This is a genomic window from Microbulbifer sp. ABE4_465, from assembly GCF_056160765.1.
This window is the reverse complement of sequence record NZ_JBSWXV010000009.1, coordinates 64472-80195: the sequence shown is the minus strand read 5'-3', so window position 1 is coordinate 80195 and position 15724 is coordinate 64472. Positions and strand designations below refer to the sequence as shown.

Annotated in this window: 13 protein-coding genes; 4 read left to right on the top strand and 9 right to left on the bottom strand. The window is 61.4% G+C overall.

From position 1 onward, the window contains the following. The first annotated feature begins 35 nt into the window (after positions 1 to 35). The 3 genes from ACXAG1_RS14065 (at position 36) to ACXAG1_RS14055 (ending at position 5690) form a co-directional block, all read left to right on the top strand. Entirely contained in the window at positions 36 to 3473 is a 3438-nt protein-coding gene (locus ACXAG1_RS14065) for a PAS-domain containing protein (protein WP_475120041.1), read from the top strand. Between the two features lie 125 nt (positions 3474 to 3598). Beyond that, on the top strand, positions 3599 to 4771 hold the full coding sequence (locus tag ACXAG1_RS14060) for an MFS transporter (protein ID WP_475091062.1): 1173 nt from the start codon (positions 3599 to 3601) through the stop codon (positions 4769 to 4771). After that, complete coding sequence (locus ACXAG1_RS14055) at positions 4758 to 5690, top strand: alpha/beta hydrolase (protein WP_475120040.1); 933 nt, start codon at positions 4758 to 4760, stop codon at positions 5688 to 5690. The genes ACXAG1_RS14060 and ACXAG1_RS14055 overlap by 14 nt, the downstream gene beginning before the upstream one ends. 397 nt (positions 5691 to 6087) lie before the next feature. Here the strand turns inward: ACXAG1_RS14055 and ACXAG1_RS14050 are convergent, their stop codons facing one another. From ACXAG1_RS14050 to ACXAG1_RS14025, 6 genes are all read right to left on the bottom strand, one after another. Further along, positions 6088 to 6765, bottom strand: a complete 678-nt coding sequence (locus ACXAG1_RS14050; RefSeq protein WP_475120039.1) for a response regulator — start codon at positions 6763 to 6765, stop codon at positions 6088 to 6090. Further along, the gene (locus tag ACXAG1_RS14045; protein WP_475120038.1) at positions 6750 to 7535 is read right to left on the bottom strand and encodes a 3-hydroxybutyrate dehydrogenase; all 786 of its coding nucleotides are present in this window, start codon (positions 7533 to 7535) and stop codon (positions 6750 to 6752) included. Before ACXAG1_RS14045 ends, ACXAG1_RS14050 begins: the two co-directional genes overlap by 16 nt. Positions 7536 to 7669: 134 nt before the next feature. Then, complete coding sequence (locus tag ACXAG1_RS14040) at positions 7670 to 8080, bottom strand: hypothetical protein (protein ID WP_475091058.1); 411 nt, start codon at positions 8078 to 8080, stop codon at positions 7670 to 7672. A gap of 99 nt (positions 8081 to 8179) precedes the next feature. Beyond that, positions 8180 to 8452: a hypothetical protein gene (locus ACXAG1_RS14035; RefSeq protein WP_475091057.1), complete on the bottom strand. Its 273-nt coding sequence runs from the start codon at positions 8450 to 8452 to the stop codon at positions 8180 to 8182. Between the two features lie 381 nt (positions 8453 to 8833). Continuing rightward, on the bottom strand, positions 8834 to 9928 hold the full coding sequence (locus ACXAG1_RS14030; protein WP_475091056.1) for a hypothetical protein: 1095 nt from the start codon (positions 9926 to 9928) through the stop codon (positions 8834 to 8836). Further along, positions 9925 to 10104, bottom strand: coding sequence for a hypothetical protein (locus tag ACXAG1_RS14025; RefSeq protein ID WP_475091055.1), 180 nt, complete (start codon positions 10102 to 10104; stop codon positions 9925 to 9927). Before ACXAG1_RS14025 ends, ACXAG1_RS14030 begins: the two co-directional genes overlap by 4 nt. On the opposite strand from ACXAG1_RS14025, the gene serB reads away from it, so the two are divergent. Continuing rightward, the gene (gene serB, locus ACXAG1_RS14020; protein WP_475120037.1) at positions 10103 to 11134 is read left to right on the top strand and encodes a phosphoserine phosphatase SerB; all 1032 of its coding nucleotides are present in this window, start codon (positions 10103 to 10105) and stop codon (positions 11132 to 11134) included. The genes ACXAG1_RS14025 and serB overlap by 2 nt on opposite strands. A gap of 6 nt (positions 11135 to 11140) precedes the next feature. On the opposite strand, the gene ACXAG1_RS14015 is transcribed toward serB, so the two are convergent. The 3 genes from ACXAG1_RS14015 to ACXAG1_RS14005 form a co-directional block, all read right to left on the bottom strand. Continuing rightward, complete coding sequence (locus tag ACXAG1_RS14015) at positions 11141 to 11332, bottom strand: hypothetical protein (protein WP_475120036.1); 192 nt, start codon at positions 11330 to 11332, stop codon at positions 11141 to 11143. Between the two features lie 173 nt (positions 11333 to 11505). Continuing rightward, complete coding sequence (locus ACXAG1_RS14010) at positions 11506 to 14625, bottom strand: efflux RND transporter permease subunit (RefSeq protein ID WP_475120035.1); 3120 nt, start codon at positions 14623 to 14625, stop codon at positions 11506 to 11508. Further along, complete coding sequence (locus ACXAG1_RS14005; protein ID WP_475120034.1) at positions 14622 to 15692, bottom strand: efflux RND transporter periplasmic adaptor subunit; 1071 nt, start codon at positions 15690 to 15692, stop codon at positions 14622 to 14624. The genes ACXAG1_RS14010 and ACXAG1_RS14005 overlap by 4 nt, the downstream gene beginning before the upstream one ends. Positions 15693 to 15724 lie beyond the last annotated feature (32 nt).

Below are 15724 nucleotides of genomic sequence, written 5' to 3'. Positions count from 1 at the left end.
ATCAGTTACTCTGTGCATAATAAACAAAATAATGAATGAGGCGCCAATTGTTCAGCCTTACCCTGCTGGCCGCCGTGGGCCTGAGCTACCTGCTGTTGCTGTTTGCCATCGCCTTCTGGGGGGATCGGCTGCCGGTCGGGCGTATCCGCCCGGTCAAACCCCTGCTGCTCGCGCTCGCCGGTACCTATACCAGTGCCTGGATGTTCTTTGGCGTGCCCGCCCAGGCGGTGAGCGAGGGATGGGTGCTGCCCCCTACCTTTGTCGGCGCCTGCCTGATGCTGATCTTCGGCGCCCCCCTGCTGATGCGTTTTGTGCGCCTGTCCAAGCAGCAGGGATCCACCTCTATTGCGGATTTTATCAGCGCGCAGTACGGCGGATCCCAGTGGCTGGCGGCTGCGGTCGCGCTATTGGCGGTGGTGGCCATTGTTCCCTACCTGTCCCTGCAGTTGCGCGCGGTGGCGGACAGTTTTCTGCTGCTGGCGCAGGCGGGTGAGGGCTCAACGGACACTAGTGCCTCGGTGGTCACTGCGGTCGTGGGCATCACTCTGGGCCTGTTTGCCCTGCTGTTCGGCACTCGCCATATCGACAGTTCGGTGCACCGCAACGGCATGCTGCTGGCGGTGGCGTTCGAAGCACTGGTCAAGATCGGCGCGCTGGTGGCGGTGGCGTGGTTCGTACTCTACTCCGCCTTTGACGGCACTGCCGACCTGGCGCGCAGCGCCCTGGCCAGCGATCGGGTGGCGGCAATTGCCGAGTCCCGCCCGGCGGATACCGGGTATTTTGCCGTGGTGGTATTGGGGATGGCGGCTATCTTCTGCCTGCCGCGGCAGTTCCATATCCTGATGATCGAGAGCGACGGCGAGCGCGATATCGGCCCGGTGCGCAAGCTGATCCCGGTATATCTTGCGCTGGTATCTGCCGCGGTGCTGGTGGTGGGATACGGCGGGTTGCTGTGGTTGCCGGACACCTACACCAATGCCGAGCGCTTCGTGCTTGGCATCCCGCTTGAGAGCGGCACGCCGTGGCTTGCCCTGCTGGCGTTTATTGGTGGCCTTTCCGCCGGCTCCAGCATGGTCATCATCGCCACCATCGCCCTGTCTACCATGATCGCGAACACCATGGTGGTGCCCCTGTGGCTGAAACGCCTGCAGCAGCGCCCCGCAGGTGTTGCCCTGGGCAGTGACCTGCGGCGGGTGCGGCGGGTGATTATCGCCCTGCTGATGCTGGCCGCCTTCGGGGTGAGCGAGTTGATTGGCTCCGGCGTGAGCCTGGGTACTTTCGGACTGCTGTCCCTGGCATTGGCCGCACAGTTGGCGCCGGCGATGATCGCCGCGGTGACCTGGCCGGCACGCTGGCCGCAGCTGCGCGCGGTGGGGGTGATTGCCGGGCTGGTAGTCGGCGCCCTGATCTGGGCGCTGTCTGCGCTACCGGCGGCGCTGGGGCAATGGGATTTGATCGCCAACACCCTGGGACTGGAGTGGCACGCGCTCACCACCAGCTGTGTGTTTGGGCTGGGGCTCAACGGGCTCACTTTGATCGGCGTTTCCCTGCTGCAGGGGCGCTGGCTGCCCGGCGGTGCCGCGGTGCAGGCCGCACCGGTGGACAAGGCGCGGCTGCGACAGCTGCTGGCGCGCTTTGTGGGAGAAGATGCGGCGGCGCGGGCGCTGGCATCCCTGGGGCAGGGTGCAGGAAGTGAATCGACCGGCAGTAGCGCGGCGGATACTTCCCAGAGTTACCGCGAAGCAGTGGAGAAAATCCTTGCCGGCATCGTTGGCAGCACCAGCGCCCAGCGCCTGGTGCGCCAGCTGGGCGAACCGGAAAGCACCTCCCATGAGCTGGAGCAGGCGTCCGATATTTACCAGTTTGGTCGGGGGCTGCTGCAGAGCAGTATCGATAATATCGACCAGGGTATTTCGGTGGTGGATGCCAATCTCAACCTGGTGGCCTGGAATCGCCGCTATCTGGCGTTGTTCCACTATCCGGCGGAAATGATTTATGTGGGGCGTCCGGTGGCGGAGCTGGTGCGCTACAACGCGAGCCGCGGCGAGTGCGGGCCCGGCGATGTGGAAGAGCATGTGCAGAAGCGGGTCGAGCACCTGCGCAATGGCACCGCCTACCGGGTACAGCGCAATCGCACCGACGGTACGGTTCTCGAAATTCGCGGCAACCCGCTGCCCGGTGGTGGTTTCGTAACGACCTATACCGACGTTTCCGATTACCAGCGGGCGCTGGGCGAACTCACCGAGATCCGCAATTCCCTCGAGCAGAAAGTAGCGCACCGCACCGCGGAACTGGAGACGGTCAACGATGAGCTGCAGGAGTTGAACCGTGAACTGCAGGCGGCCAGTGCCGGCAAGACCCGCTTCCTCGCGGCCGCCAGTCACGATCTGGTGCAGCCCCTGAACGCCAGTCGTCTGTTTATCGACGCCCTCGCCGCCCATCCTTTGGAAGACAGCAGTCGGCAACTGCTTACCCGCGCCGACCGCGCGCTCGCCTCCGCCGAGCAACTGATTACCGACATGCTGCAGATTGCGCGCATGGATGCGGGGGATATTCGCCCCAGCTTCGCGCCGGTTTCCCTCGACAGTATTCTCGACGACGCGGTGGCCCAGGCGAGGGTTGCCGCCGGCAGTCGCGGTATCCGCTTGCGCTATCGTCGCAGTCACCTGTGGGTGCACAGTGATGAGAGGATGCTGCGCCGGGTGGTACAGAACCTGTTGGACAACGCGGTCAAATACACCGCCCGCGGCGGGGTGTTGGTGGCCGCGCGCAAGTGCGGTGCCGATATTTCTCTGGAGGTGTGGGATACCGGTGAGGGTATTGCCCGCGAACAGCAACAGGCGATCTTCCGCGAGTTCTGCCGGCTGACGTCTCATGATCCTGAGAATACCGCGCGACAGCACGGTTACGGCCTCGGCCTGGCTACGGTGGAGCGTCTGTGCCGCCTGTTGAACAGTCCGATCAGTCTGTCCTCGGTACTTGGCCGCGGCAGTGTATTCCGCGTGCGTCTGCCCCGCGCCACCGCCCGTGTAAATCCGCGCTCGGCCATTGCGGCGGTGCCGGGGCGCGGCGCCAGGCTGGATCTGAATGTGCTGTGTGTGGATAACGAGCCGTCGATTCTGGAGGCGATGAGTGCTCTGCTCGGCGGTTGGGGCTGCACAGTGCACTGCGCGCGCAATCGCGCCGAGGCGCTGGCCGCGGACGAGCCGGACCTGCTGTTGATGGACTTCCACCTGGATGACGGTGACAACGGCATCGACCTCGCCGCCAAGCTGCTGTCGCGCTGGGGTGGCGGCATCCCCTGCGTGATCATCTCTGCGGAAAACACCAACACCGTGAAAACCCGCGCGCAGAACGCCGGCTGGCAGTTCCTGCAAAAACCCCTGCGCCCGGCGGCCCTGCGTGCGCTACTGCAGCAACGGCAGAAAACCCGTGTGCGCGAACCGGCAGAGCCTGCGACCAAGGTCGTATAGCGGTGGTGGTGCTGGAAAAGCACTCTGTCATTGAATAATGAAAATAGTATTTCGCCTGTAGGAGCCTGCCCTGCAGGCGAACAAGAGCGGTGTAAAAAATGAAAAAATATGTTTTGGAAATACTCATGTTCAGCGCTTATGCGCTGTTCGCCGCAAGTTGGGTTTCGGGGGCCATTCTCACCCCGGCGATCCAGTCTTCCTTTGGCGAGGAAGGCTTCGCCAACGCCACCTGGGGTAGCAACGTCATCACCATCGCCAAGATCGTCGGCAACCTGGCGGCGGCAGCGCTGCTGATGCGCCTCGGTGCCAAGCGCGCCTTTGCCATCGCCATCATCCTGATTGCCGCCGGCGGTTTCGGTGCGCTGGCGGGTAGCTACGGTGCCTGGCTGATGTCGCGTCTGGCGCTGGGTCTCGGCGGCGCCCTGGCCATCGTGTATTTCGCACCGGTGGTTCTGCACTATTTCGCCGCCAAAGAGCGGCCGCTGATCAATGGCATCAACGCTGCCGCATTCAATACCGGTAACCTGCTGGCCCTGCTCACCACTACCACCCTGCTGAGCTGGCTGGGCAGCTGGCAATCGGTGGTGGTGCTATACGGTGTGATGGTGCTGGCACTGGGCGTGCTGTGGTGGCTGACCGCGGAGAACTTCTCGCTGTCTGGCGGTGGCGACAAGCCCGCGGAAGAATACGGCTTCAAGCATGGCGCGAAGGAAGGCTTTAACTGGTGGCTGCCTCTGGCCTACTGCGGTGTTCTTTTCTGCTACATCGCGGTATTCGCACTCTTCCCGCTGATCGACGGCTTCGCGGTGGCGAGCCACCACCTGTCTGCGGTCATGATCGCCGCCGGCATGCTCGGCACAGTGGCCGGTATTATCGTCACCAAGCGCTTCCCGCTGCGCCTGCCGGTACTGCGCTTTGGCGGTCTCGCCCTGGTCATTTTCGCGGCCCTGATGGTCACTAGCCGCGACCCGATCATCGCCTACACCGCTGCGGCCCTCGCCGGCTTCTGCATGTTCCTGCCTATGACCGCGCTGGTTACCCTGCCGCAGGAACTGCCCGGCATGACCCCGGCAAAAATTACCGTTACCTTCGCCATGTTCTGGTCCATCTCCTACGGCGTTGAAACCGTGCTGATGTACGGCGCAGGCGTGCTCGCGGATATCACCGGCGAACCGGCAACCGCCGCCTACTTCGCGGTGGCCTGCTCCGCGTCCCTGTTTGTGTTTTCTTTCCTGCTGCCGGAAAGTGGCAAGAAACCCGAAATGGAAAACCTGGAGGCGGACAATGCGACAGCTTGAACCCAAACTGGCCGAGTGGCTGGAAGCGGTCAATGCACAGATTGCGCAGTTGAAAGCCGCGGGCTTTGAAGCGACCCCGGTAAACGCCCGCGAAAGCCTCGCAAACCTGACCCGCAATTTTGTAGAGCCGGGCCCGGAAATGGCGGTGGCGGATACGGTGGTAAAGGGTGGGGAATATTCCGTGCCGGTGCGCATCTACCAGCCGGAGGATGCGGCCGAAGGAGCATCCATTATTTACTGCCACGGCGGCGGCCACATGGCCGGCAGCGTCTCGGTTTACGATCCAATCTGCCGCCGTGTTGCCGACGCGTGCAAGCGCAATGTAATTTCCGTGGAGTACCGTCTGGCTCCGGAAAATCCCCACCCGGCAGCGCTCAATGACCTGATCAGTGTGGTGCGCAACCTCGGCGAAACCCTGGATCGCAAAAACGTTGCCCACAATGGCCGCTGGGTTCTGATGGGTGATTCCGGCGGCGGTGCCCTGGTCGCTACCGCCACGCGAATCCTGCAGCACCAGCCACACACCATCGATGCCCAGGTTTTGATTTACCCCAGCCTCGACTACACCATGCAGGCGCCGTCCATTGAAGAAAATGGCCGCGGCTATTTACTGGAGAAAGAAAAAATTCTCTGGTACTTCGAAAACTATTTGCAGAATGGTGAAAATCCCTACCAGACATCTCCGCTACACGGTGAGTTCACCAAAAACATGCCTGCAACTATGGTAATCACCGCGCAGTTCTGTGCGCTGCGGGATGAAGGTGTGGAATATGTGAAGAAAGTGCGAGCCGGCGGTGCCAACGCCGAGCATCTGCACTTTGAAGACATGATTCACGCTTTTCTAAATATCGAAAATATTGTTCCTGATGCGTGTGGTCGGGTCTATCGCCACGTTGCTGAGTACCTTCAGGGGGTCTAACTTTGTGGTGTTGGGTTGGTGCTCAGGTCCTCTTATGAGGCGGCTGAGCACCGGGTGCGGGTTTTCAGGACCGAGCTAGGCGCCCCCCTGTGAATACATCCCTGGGCGCTGCGGCGCAAACATCCTGTTTGCGACGCTCCTGAAAACCCGCACCCGGCACCCAGCCTTCGCTTCAAGCAATTAGCTTCGAACTGCGAAATGCTAACGAAGTGTAGAACTAAGAATTGAAGGGGAAGTGGCGGGTATTCGTTTTTGAAAGCGTCGGCGACAGGGACGTCGCCGACGCAGCGTACAGGGATGTATTCACAGCGGTTTCAAAAACGAATACCCGCTGCTTCACCGCCACAAAAAGAAGACCAGAGCTCCGAATAAAAAGCTACGAAGCACAAAACCAGACTCAGAGTTGAATAAGAGCCTGAGCCTCACGAATCAACTGCTTCCGATCCCGCAATTCCAACTTGCGCAAAATCGCAGTGACATGGCTCTTTACGGTGGGTTCGGTAATATCCAGATCGTATGCAATCTGCTTGTTCAGCATCCCCTGCGCAATCATCTGAAAGATCTTCAACTGCTGTGGGGTGAGTTGGTTTAACTTCTCCGCCAGCGCCGACTCAGGCTCCGCCTGTAAAGCCTCCTCACTGAACCACTGATCTCCCGCAAGCACGCACTCAATGCACTGCAGAATCTCATCCGGCCGCGCCGTCTTGGAAAGAAAGCCACTGGCACCCAGGCTGGACGCCTGCTGGATCACCGAGTGCTTGTCACTGCCGGAAACCACAACCACCGGCACCGCCGGGAAATCGTTGCGGATACGCGCGAGTCCCGAAAAGCCCTCACTGCCCGGCATATTCAAATCCAGTAACAGTAAATCGACTTCAGATTGGGAAAGCCGCTCAAGGGTCGAATCCAGATCCTCACTCTGCAGCAGATCTGAATTGGGGAAATGACTGGAAAGGGTGGTCGCCAACGCATCGCGGTAAAGCGGATGATCGTCGGCAATCAACAACTGATAATTCACGGCAGCACCCTGCAGGATAAATTGATCGGGTGCGAAGGATACTACTGCGCGGTCCATCCACCGTCCACCGGCAGCGCCGCACCGGTAATGGTGCTGGCAAAATCGCCACACAAATACAGCGCCAGCTCGCCAATGGCCTCAGGCTTGCTCGCCTTGGCCATCGGTTGCTTGGCACCTACCAGCTCCGCCCGTGCTGACTCCAGATCTACCTGCTGCTCGCGGCTGATTGCCTCGATCTGCGGTTGAATCAGCGGTGTCTCTACCCAGCCCGGGCAGATCGCATTGGCGGTTATATTGCAATCCGCGTTCTCCAATGCCAGTACCTTGGTCAGGCCGATCAGTCCGTGCTTGGCGGCGCAATAGGCCGCCTTGTGTTCGGATGCCACCAGTCCGTGCACCGAGGCAATATTGATCACGCGACCCCAGTTCGCCGCGCGCATCGCCGGCAGCAGGTCGCGGCTCAGGTAGAAGCCTGCACTGAGATTGATCGCGAGAATCTGTTGCCATTTTTCCGCGGGAAAATCGTGGGCGGGGGCGGTGAACTGGATGCCGGCGTTGTTTACCAGTACCGAGGGGTTGCCGATGGCTTCGCGGGTGTCACTCACCAGCTGCGCGCAACCATCTTCGGTCGACAGGTCGGCGCTGCTGAAGCCGCTATTGCCACTGTAGTGCGCGAACTCTGCCAGTAGCGCCTGCGCGCTGTCCCGGTCGGCGAGGCCATGCAGCATCACGTGGTAGCCGGCGCGCCCGAAACAGTGGGCCATGGCCAGTCCGATTCCACTGGTGGAACCGGTGATCAGAACGGCGTGTGATGAATCTTTGTGCACGGCAAACTCCCGCATGCATTTTTATTTATGAAGATCCTAGCAGCGGGAGGAGATACGGGTCTGTATGACCAAGGTATGAAACGCGAGAAGCCGCCCGCAGGCGGCTTCTCTCATGAGGGTTTCAATACACCCTGTTAGCGGCGGCGACCACCGCGAGCCGGGCGAGAAGGACGATGCGCCGGACGACCTGGACGATGAGCGGGGCGACCTGGGCGATGTGACGCGTGCGGAGGGCGATGCCCAGGACGGCCGGGACGATATCCAGGTTTACCGGGGCGATAGCCCGGACGGTTGTAGTAGTGGCGACCGTGATAGCGATAGTAGCCACCGCGGTAGTAACGGGGATAGGCGCCGTAGCGGTAATAGCGCGGTGACGAATAGTAGAAGGAGACACTGCCCGAGGGGTAGACATAGGGGCGTGAGTACGGGTAGGTGGAATAGCCTGTGGTGCTGGAGCTGTAGTAGCCGTCCGAGACACAGGCACCCAGGGTCAGGCTGCCGAAAACCGTTAAGGCCATTAGGGCTTTTTTAACGATGCGATTCATGTGAGACCTCCGCGATGCGGTTTTTGGTGCGGGGCTGTACGCGTTCACGCGGGCAGTAGGTGCACCGGGTTCATTGACTGATCAGCGATGAGAAGGCAATCAGCGGGGCTGATTGACGCGGTGCCTGGGCAGATCGTGGCGATAGTCACCACTGCCGCGCTGGTAGTAACTGGGGTTGCGCACGTTGTGGCATTTCCCGTTCTGGTGGCAGTGGTAGTAACGGCCTTTTACCGAGTAGTAACCGGGGCCTTCGCCAGTTCGGTTTACCGCTGTGGTCGTGTCAGTCATGTCCTCCATGCTGGTGCAACCGGTGAGCGTCAGCAGTGCCGCTGCCCCCAATGCCCCGGCGAGTCCTCCGAGTGAACGCTTCATGAAAACCTCCGCGCCCGCAGGCGGGTAACTTTCTTACTTTCCTTCGAGCCACCCACCGGTCAAAAACGTCTGTTGACAACCGGCGAAACTGGTTCGAAACCCAAGTGAAAGTTATTAAAGGGTGGCGCAGGAGCAATCACGACCCGTTGCGATGAATATCAACAACTAAAAAGTTATGACGGAGAGACGGGATATAAGTGGATGTAGTTTTGCGTAGAGTGGTCAAGAGCGAAGGTGGCGCTGCCGGGTGCAACTTTGCGAGACCTTCTGCGAGAGGGACCTCGCGGAAGAGCCCCCATGGATGGGTTCACGGCGTGTCTCGCAAAGTTGCACCCGGCAGCGTCACCGCCACAGGAGGTGTAAACGGCCTCGTCTAGGGGCTCAGGCGCTAACCAATTGCTGCAACTGATTATCCAGCAACTGCTGCAATTTCGGATTCAACCCGGTCACCTCGGCGCCCCAACTGGTGGTGTGGCACTGGATACGATTTTCCAGCGACTCGTCATCCAGCAATTGCGGGTGCAGGGTCAGGCCGCGGGACTGGCTGAGCAGTTGTTCGCCGTTGAAATCGAACTGTTCCGGTTTTGCCGGCAACACGGACAGCGCCAGTTGCAGGCCGGTGGCGCGGCTGGACTGTTGCAGGCCGCGCAGTAGCAGGCCTGCGCATATTGCGCGAAAGGCGGCGTCTTCACCGGCGAAGCCGAGACCCACAAATGGACCGGCGCTGGGCAGCGGGCGGGCGTCGTATATGCGAGTGAGCAGCTGCAGGCGCTGTTCCAGTTCACTCTGCAGATTATCCAGCGCGCTGCGGGAAAGCTGGTTGCCGAGCTGGGCCCAGTTCAGCGGGCGCAGGTAGAGGCCGGCGGTGACTTCCGGGGGCGGTTTGGGTTGGGCTTTGGGGACCAGTAGTGGTTTGCGCTGCTGGGGTTTGGCGGATACCAGCTGGGTAATGGCCAGCGCGCAGGCGGCGCTGAATGGCAGGGCGAAGATCAGGCACAGCAGCAAGCTCGCCCAGGGGTAACCGACCCCGGAGCCGGGCTGGATATTCAGCGCGACGCTGCCGGCGAAGCTGTCGTGGAGTACCACAGGCTCGGTGATCATCTCGCCGCGGTCGCGCACACCGGTCTGTGCCAGGGGACTGGAATCCACGTCCTGGATGGTCACGCCGTGCACCGCGGGCAGCTCCAGGGTCTGCTGTGCCAGTAACTGCAGGCTGATACGGTCACCGGCGACGATCTGTTGCAGACTCTGGCCCGCGAGCAGTCTGGCGGCGGCCTGGGCGCTGGCGCGGTCTTGGCGTTTGGCTGTGGATAACTGCTGGCTGTAGGCGTGGCCGAGGGTGGCGACACAGAAACCGGCGAGGGTCAGCCAGATGGTGGCGGCGAGCAAATGGCGCTGTTGGTTGCGGCTAAGACCGGCCAGCCACTGGGGCAGGCTGGCTGAGAGTCCGGACAGGCTGGCGAGAAGGTTTTTCATCTTGTTATGCATTCGCTGGCAGTACAGCCGCTGATTTTATCCCACTTCTTCAGCGAAAAAACGCGCCGGGCTATAATGCGCGGCCATTTCGCCGGGTTGCGGCAGGTTTTGCTGCCGGGCCGGTCAATTTGCCGGCAATCGCCGCCGGCAGCCGTTAACAAGAAAGAGTCAGTCATGGACGCCAACTCCCCCACTTCCCAGTACGCATCCCTCGCCGCCCACTGCGCGTCCGCCTTTGCCTTACCCGTCGCCCGGGCGCTCCCGGAAAAGCCCGCCGCGGTAACCGCTCCCTGGTGTCTGACAGTACTTGCCGGAGACATTGAGGCAGCGCAGCTGGAAAAACTGGCCGCATTTGTGAATGCGGACCAGTGGCGCCCGGTGGCACTGGATATCCTGGCGGCCCGCGCCGACTGCAAGGTGGTACGGATTCAGCTGGAGGGCGATATCGCCTTTGCCGCGGCGCGCCTCGCGCTGCTGGATCTCGGGCAGTCACTGGGACTGGAGCTGGTGTTGCAGGCGGGGGTAACCCAGCGCGCACCGAAACTGGCCTGCTTCGATATGGATTCCACCCTGATCCAGGCGGAAGTTATTGACGAGCTCGCCAAGATCGCCGGCGTTGGCGACCAGGTGGCGAAAATTACCCTGTCTGCCATGCGCGGTGAGCTGGACTTCCAGCAGAGCTTCCGCAAGCGCATGAGCCTGCTGAAAGGCTTTACCGAGGCCAGCCTCGCGGAAATTGCCCCGCGGATTCCGATTATGCCCGGTGCCCAGCGTCTGCTGCTCGCCCTGCGAGCCCTCGGCTGCAAGAGCGCGATTCTCTCCGGCGGATTTACCTATTTCGCCAACTACCTGCGCGAAAACCACCTGGCGGTGGATTTTGTGCACGCAAACCTGCTGGAGTTCGATGGCGGCGCACTGACCGGTAATGTGATCGATCCGATTGTGGACGGTGCGCGCAAGGCGCTACTGCTGCAGGAGATTGCGCAAGAGCTGGAGCTGCCCCTGGATCAGGTGATTGCGGTGGGAGATGGTGCCAACGATCTGCCGATGCTGGCATTGGGAGCGCTGGGAATCGCCTTCCACGCCAAGCCCAAGGTGCGCGCCGAGGCGCCGCAGGCGATTGACGGCTTTGGCCTGGATGCAGCGCTGTACCTGTTTGGCCTCAACGACCGGCAAATCGCGCAACTGCTGCACGAAGGCGCGTAATTTCGCTCAGTGAAGGGTGGTGTAGGCGCCGGCGAGTCCCGCCACCGGTGCGAATTCGCTGACCACGCTGGCGAACGGAATTGGCGGTTTGCGCTTGTTGTTGCCGTCCTTGTAGCAGGCCTGCTTGTTACAGGCGGCTAAAAACAGCGCGAATATGATCAGTACAATGGCGGCGAGTGTGCGCTTACCCATCAACATGTTGAGTCCCTGTCAGCGTTTTGCAGTGTCTTTCCGATGATGCCGGTGGTGTTGTGACCGGCAATCAATAGACGCACCGGGCCCGGAAAAAGTTGCACCCGGCACGTGAAAGTGCGCAGAAGATTAAGAGAAAAGCGTCGGCGCCGATAGCCCCCGGTGATAATCGGCGCCAATCAATCTCCTTTTTGCACCGGATGCTCTGCTTCGAGCGCATCCACGTCCCGCGCTACCTGGCCCGGTGATCCGGTGCGCCGCGCCAGCACATCGTAAGCCACCGGCACGATATAGACGGTAAACAGCGTTGCCGCCAATACCCCGAACAGCACCACGGTACCGATCACCGCGCGGGTTTCCGAGCCGGCACCGGAGGACAACAGCAGTGGCAGCGAACCGGCAGCGGTAGTGATGCCGGTCATCAGAATAGGGCGCAGGCGGGTTTCCGAGGCCTGGCGCAGAGCCTGGCCAAACTCTACACCGCGATCGCGCAGCTGGTTGGCAAATTCCACGATCAGAATGCCGTTCTTGGCCGCCAGCCCCACCAGCATGATCAGTCCCACCTGGCTGTAGATATTCAGCGACTGATTGGTGAGCAGCAGGCCCAGCAAGGCACCGGCCATGGCCAGGGGCACGGTGAACATAATCACCAGCGGGTGCACGAAGCTTTCGAACTGGGCGGCGAGTACCAGGAATACCACCAGGGCTCCCAGCAGGATCGCGAACAGAATGGTATTGCTGGAATCCTGGAAGCTCTTGGACTGACCCTTGTAGTCGATCACCGGCGAACCCTCGAGATTTTCCTCCGCCAGCTGATTCAGGTATTGCAGAGCCTCGCCAAGCACCAGGCCGTCCGCCAGGTTGGCGTCGAGGGTAATGGAGCGCACCCGGTTGTAGCGCTGCAGTTGCGGTGAATCCGCGTACTCGCTCACTTCCACCAGGCTCTGCAGGGGAATCATTTCACCGGTAGTTTTGGAGCGCACATAGAGATTCTCCAGGCTGTCCGGGGTGCGTTGCATTTCCCGCTCGCCCTCGAGGATCACGTCGTACTCTTCACCGTTATTGATAAAGGTGGTGGCGCGGAGCGATCCGAACATGGTCTGCAGGGTGGTGCCCACATCGCTGACCTGTACGCCCAAATCTGCGGCGCGCTCGTAATCCACATTGATGCGCAGCTGCGGCTGGGTTTCCTTGTAGTCCCAGTCCACACCCAGCAGGCCCGGGTTGGACTCGTCGATGGCTGCACTCAGCTGATCCCGCCACTGGGTCAGCTGCTCGTAGCTGCTGCCACCCAGCACAAACTGCACCGGCTTACCCAGGCCACCGCCAAAGCTCTGGCGCATCACCGGGAAGGCGCGCACCCCGCTGAGGTCCTTAACCGCTTCGCGCACCTGGTTCATCAATTCAAATCCGGATGGCCGCTCGCCCCAGGGGGCCAGGGTGAAAATCACCATGCCGGTGTTGAAGGTGGCGGAGGTGCCAAAAGAGCGCGGCGAGCGCACCAGCAGGCGGTTTACGTAGCCTTTTTCCACCAGCGGCATCAGCCGCGCCTCGATAATGTCCATGTATTCCTGCATGTACTGGTAGCTGGCGCCCTCGGGGCCGTTGACCAGCAGGAAGAAGGAACCGCGGTCTTCCCGCGGCGCATACTCGGTGGGGATAAGCCGGAACGACAGCGCGGCAAATGCCATCACGCCAACAAATACCAATCCGGCAATCCAGTGCCTGCGCAGCAGCACATTCAGGCCGCGGCCATACACCCGCTGTATGCGGGTCAGTGCATTGTCCATAAAGCGGGTGGCGGCATTGTGCTGATCGTTGGGGCGAATCAGCTTTGCCGCCAGCATCGGCGACAGGGTCAGTGCGGTGATGGAAGAAAAGATCACCGCCGCGGACATGGTGAGTGCGAACTCGGAAAACAGCCGGCCGATATCCCCTTCGAGAAAAGTGATCGGCACAAACACGGCGACGAGAACCAGCGTGGTGGCCACCACCGCAAAACCCACCTCGCGCGCACCGCGATAGGCGGCCAGCAGTGGCGGCTCGCCGTATTCGTCCATGCGCCGGAATATGTTTTCCAGCACCACGATGGCATCGTCCACCACCAGACCGATGGCGAGCACCAGTGCCAGCAGGGTGAGCAGGTTGATACTGAAACCAAACGCGTAGAGCAGGATGGAAGTGGCAATCAGGGAAACCGGCACCGTCACCGCCGGCACCAGGGTCGCGCGCCAGTTACCGAGGAACAGGTAGATCACCAGGGTGACCAGAATCACCGCAATAATCAGCGTTGTGTACACCTCCTTGATCGCCTCGGACACAAATACCGAGGCGTCGTAACTCTGGCTCAGGCGCATGCCGTCCGGCAGGGTCTTGTTGACCTTGTCCATCTCCGCCTTGGCCGCTTCTGCCACCGCCACAATATTGCCGGTGGACTGGCGGGTAATACCGATACCCACCATGGGTTCGCCATTGCCGCGGAAGGTGGAACGGTCTTCTGCGGAACCCAGCTCGACGCGGGCCACGTCACCCAGGCGCACCACATGGCCGCTGTCGCCGGTGGCGATCGCGAGCCGCGCAAAATCCTCGGCACTCTGGAACTGGCGCTGCAGGCGCAGGGTGAACTGGCGATCGATGGATTCCAGATAGCCCGCCGGCAGCTCGCGGTTTTCCGCGCGCAGGGCCTGTTCGATATCCGCGCTGGTAACGTTGTGCGCGGTCATGGCGCCGCGGTCCAGCCAGATACGCATGGCAAAGTCCTTGGCCCCGCCCACCCGCACCCGCGCCACACCGTCCAGCACCGAGAAACGGTCCACCAGGTAGCGATTGGCATAATCGGTGAGTTCCGGCACGGTCATGCGATCGGAGGTGAGATTCAGCCAGATCACCACGTCGTCGCTGCTGTCGACCTTTTCGATCTCGGGGGGATCCGCCTCTACCGGCAGGTTGTTCAGCACCCCGGAAACCCGGTCGCGGATATCGTTGGCCGCGCCATCCACGTCGCGGTTGATATTGAACTCGATGGAAATCCGCGAGCGCCCGTCGGTGCTGGATGAGGTAACTGTCTTGATCCCCTCGATCCCGGCAATGCGGTCCTCGATCAGACGGGTGATACGGGTCTCGACAATATCCGCCGAGGCACCCGGGTAATTGGTGTCGATGGATACAATGGGCGGGTCGATATCCGGGTATTCCCGCAGTGCCAGCCGGTCAAAACTGATCAGGCCGAACACCACCAGCAACAGCGCCAGAACCAGCGCAAAGACCGGGCGTTTGACCGCCGTATCACTGATGATCATTGGCTGGCCGCTCCCTCTTCAGCGGTAATGGAAACCGCCTGGCCGTCGCGGATATGCAGGGTGCCGCGGGTCACTACCTGATCCCCCTGATTGAGACCGGAGAGCACCTCCACCTTGCCCCGGTAGCGCTGGCCAATTTCCACCGCGCGGCGCTGCACCATATGCCCGCCCTCGGTTTTCTTCACCACAAACACCGACTGGTCGCCCGCCAGCGGCACCAGCGCCGCCTCGGGAATGGTCAGGGCCTGGCGCGGATTGCTGATGATCTTCACCCGCAGCAGCATCCCCGGCTTGAGGTCGCTGTCCGGGTTGTCGAGACGGCCGCGTACGGTAAAGGCGCGGGTCTGCGGATCCACACGCGCTTCCACAATCATCACCTCGCCATTGAATACCCGCTTGGGGTGCGCCTGACTCATGGCCTCAATTTTCATGCCGCCGGAAATCGCGGACAACTGCCGCTCGGGTACGGTGAAGTCCAGCTTCAGCCGGTCGATTTCCTGAATGGTGGTGATCTCGGTGGTGGGGGTGGCCAGGCTGCCCACGCTGATATTGCGCAGCCCCAGCTGACCGTCGAACGGCGCGCGGATAATGCGATCGTCGATGCGCGCCTGCAGGCCATCGATCAGCGCGCGGGTCTCTGCCACCTGGGTCTGCACCGCTTCCCACTGCTCGCGGGTGGTCAGGTTTTTGTTCACCAGGCCACGCAGGCGTTTTTCATCCCGCTCAAAGCGCTCTAATGTGGCGCGTGCCCCCGCCAGTTCCGCCAGTTCCTCACCGTGGCTCAGTTCCACCAGCACCTCACCGGCTTTCACCTTTTGGCCACTTTCGAAATGAATCTTGCTGATATGTTCGGTCACCCCCGCACGCAGGGAGACAAACTCCCAGGCCCTGGCGGTACCCAGCGCCTCCACCGGGTTGGAGATCTGCTCCAGCTCCACGGTGGCCGCGCGCACGGGTACTGGGCCGGCATTGGGTCCCTGGGCGTGGAGGGTGGATGGGGTGGAGAAAGTTGCGAGCAACGCGAAGACGCTCGCGCGAATGGTTCCGAAAGCGCGGATCAATTTCATGATGATTGGAAATACCTGATGGTCAGCGGCGT

Coding starts and splice junctions, on each gene's coding strand:
- ACXAG1_RS14065 (WP_475120041.1), top strand. CDS start 36: ATGAGGCGCCAATTGTTCAGCCTTACCCTGCTGGCCGCCGTGGGCCTG.
- ACXAG1_RS14060 (WP_475091062.1), top strand. CDS start 3,599: ATGTTCAGCGCTTATGCGCTGTTCGCCGCAAGTTGGGTTTCGGGGGCC.
- ACXAG1_RS14055 (WP_475120040.1), top strand. CDS start 4,758: ATGCGACAGCTTGAACCCAAACTGGCCGAGTGGCTGGAAGCGGTCAAT.
- ACXAG1_RS14050 (WP_475120039.1), bottom strand. CDS start 6,765: ATGGACCGCGCAGTAGTATCCTTCGCACCCGATCAATTTATCCTGCAG.
- ACXAG1_RS14040 (WP_475091058.1), bottom strand. CDS start 8,080: ATGAATCGCATCGTTAAAAAAGCCCTAATGGCCTTAACGGTTTTCGGC.
- ACXAG1_RS14035 (WP_475091057.1), bottom strand. CDS start 8,452: ATGAAGCGTTCACTCGGAGGACTCGCCGGGGCATTGGGGGCAGCGGCA.
- ACXAG1_RS14030 (WP_475091056.1), bottom strand. CDS start 9,928: ATGAAAAACCTTCTCGCCAGCCTGTCCGGACTCTCAGCCAGCCTGCCC.
- serB (WP_475120037.1), top strand. CDS start 10,103: ATGGACGCCAACTCCCCCACTTCCCAGTACGCATCCCTCGCCGCCCAC.
- ACXAG1_RS14025 (WP_475091055.1), bottom strand. CDS start 10,104: ATGACTGACTCTTTCTTGTTAACGGCTGCCGGCGGCGATTGCCGGCAA.
- ACXAG1_RS14015 (WP_475120036.1), bottom strand. CDS start 11,332: ATGTTGATGGGTAAGCGCACACTCGCCGCCATTGTACTGATCATATTC.
- ACXAG1_RS14010 (WP_475120035.1), bottom strand. CDS start 14,625: ATGATCATCAGTGATACGGCGGTCAAACGCCCGGTCTTTGCGCTGGTT.
- ACXAG1_RS14005 (WP_475120034.1), bottom strand. CDS start 15,692: ATGAAATTGATCCGCGCTTTCGGAACCATTCGCGCGAGCGTCTTCGCG.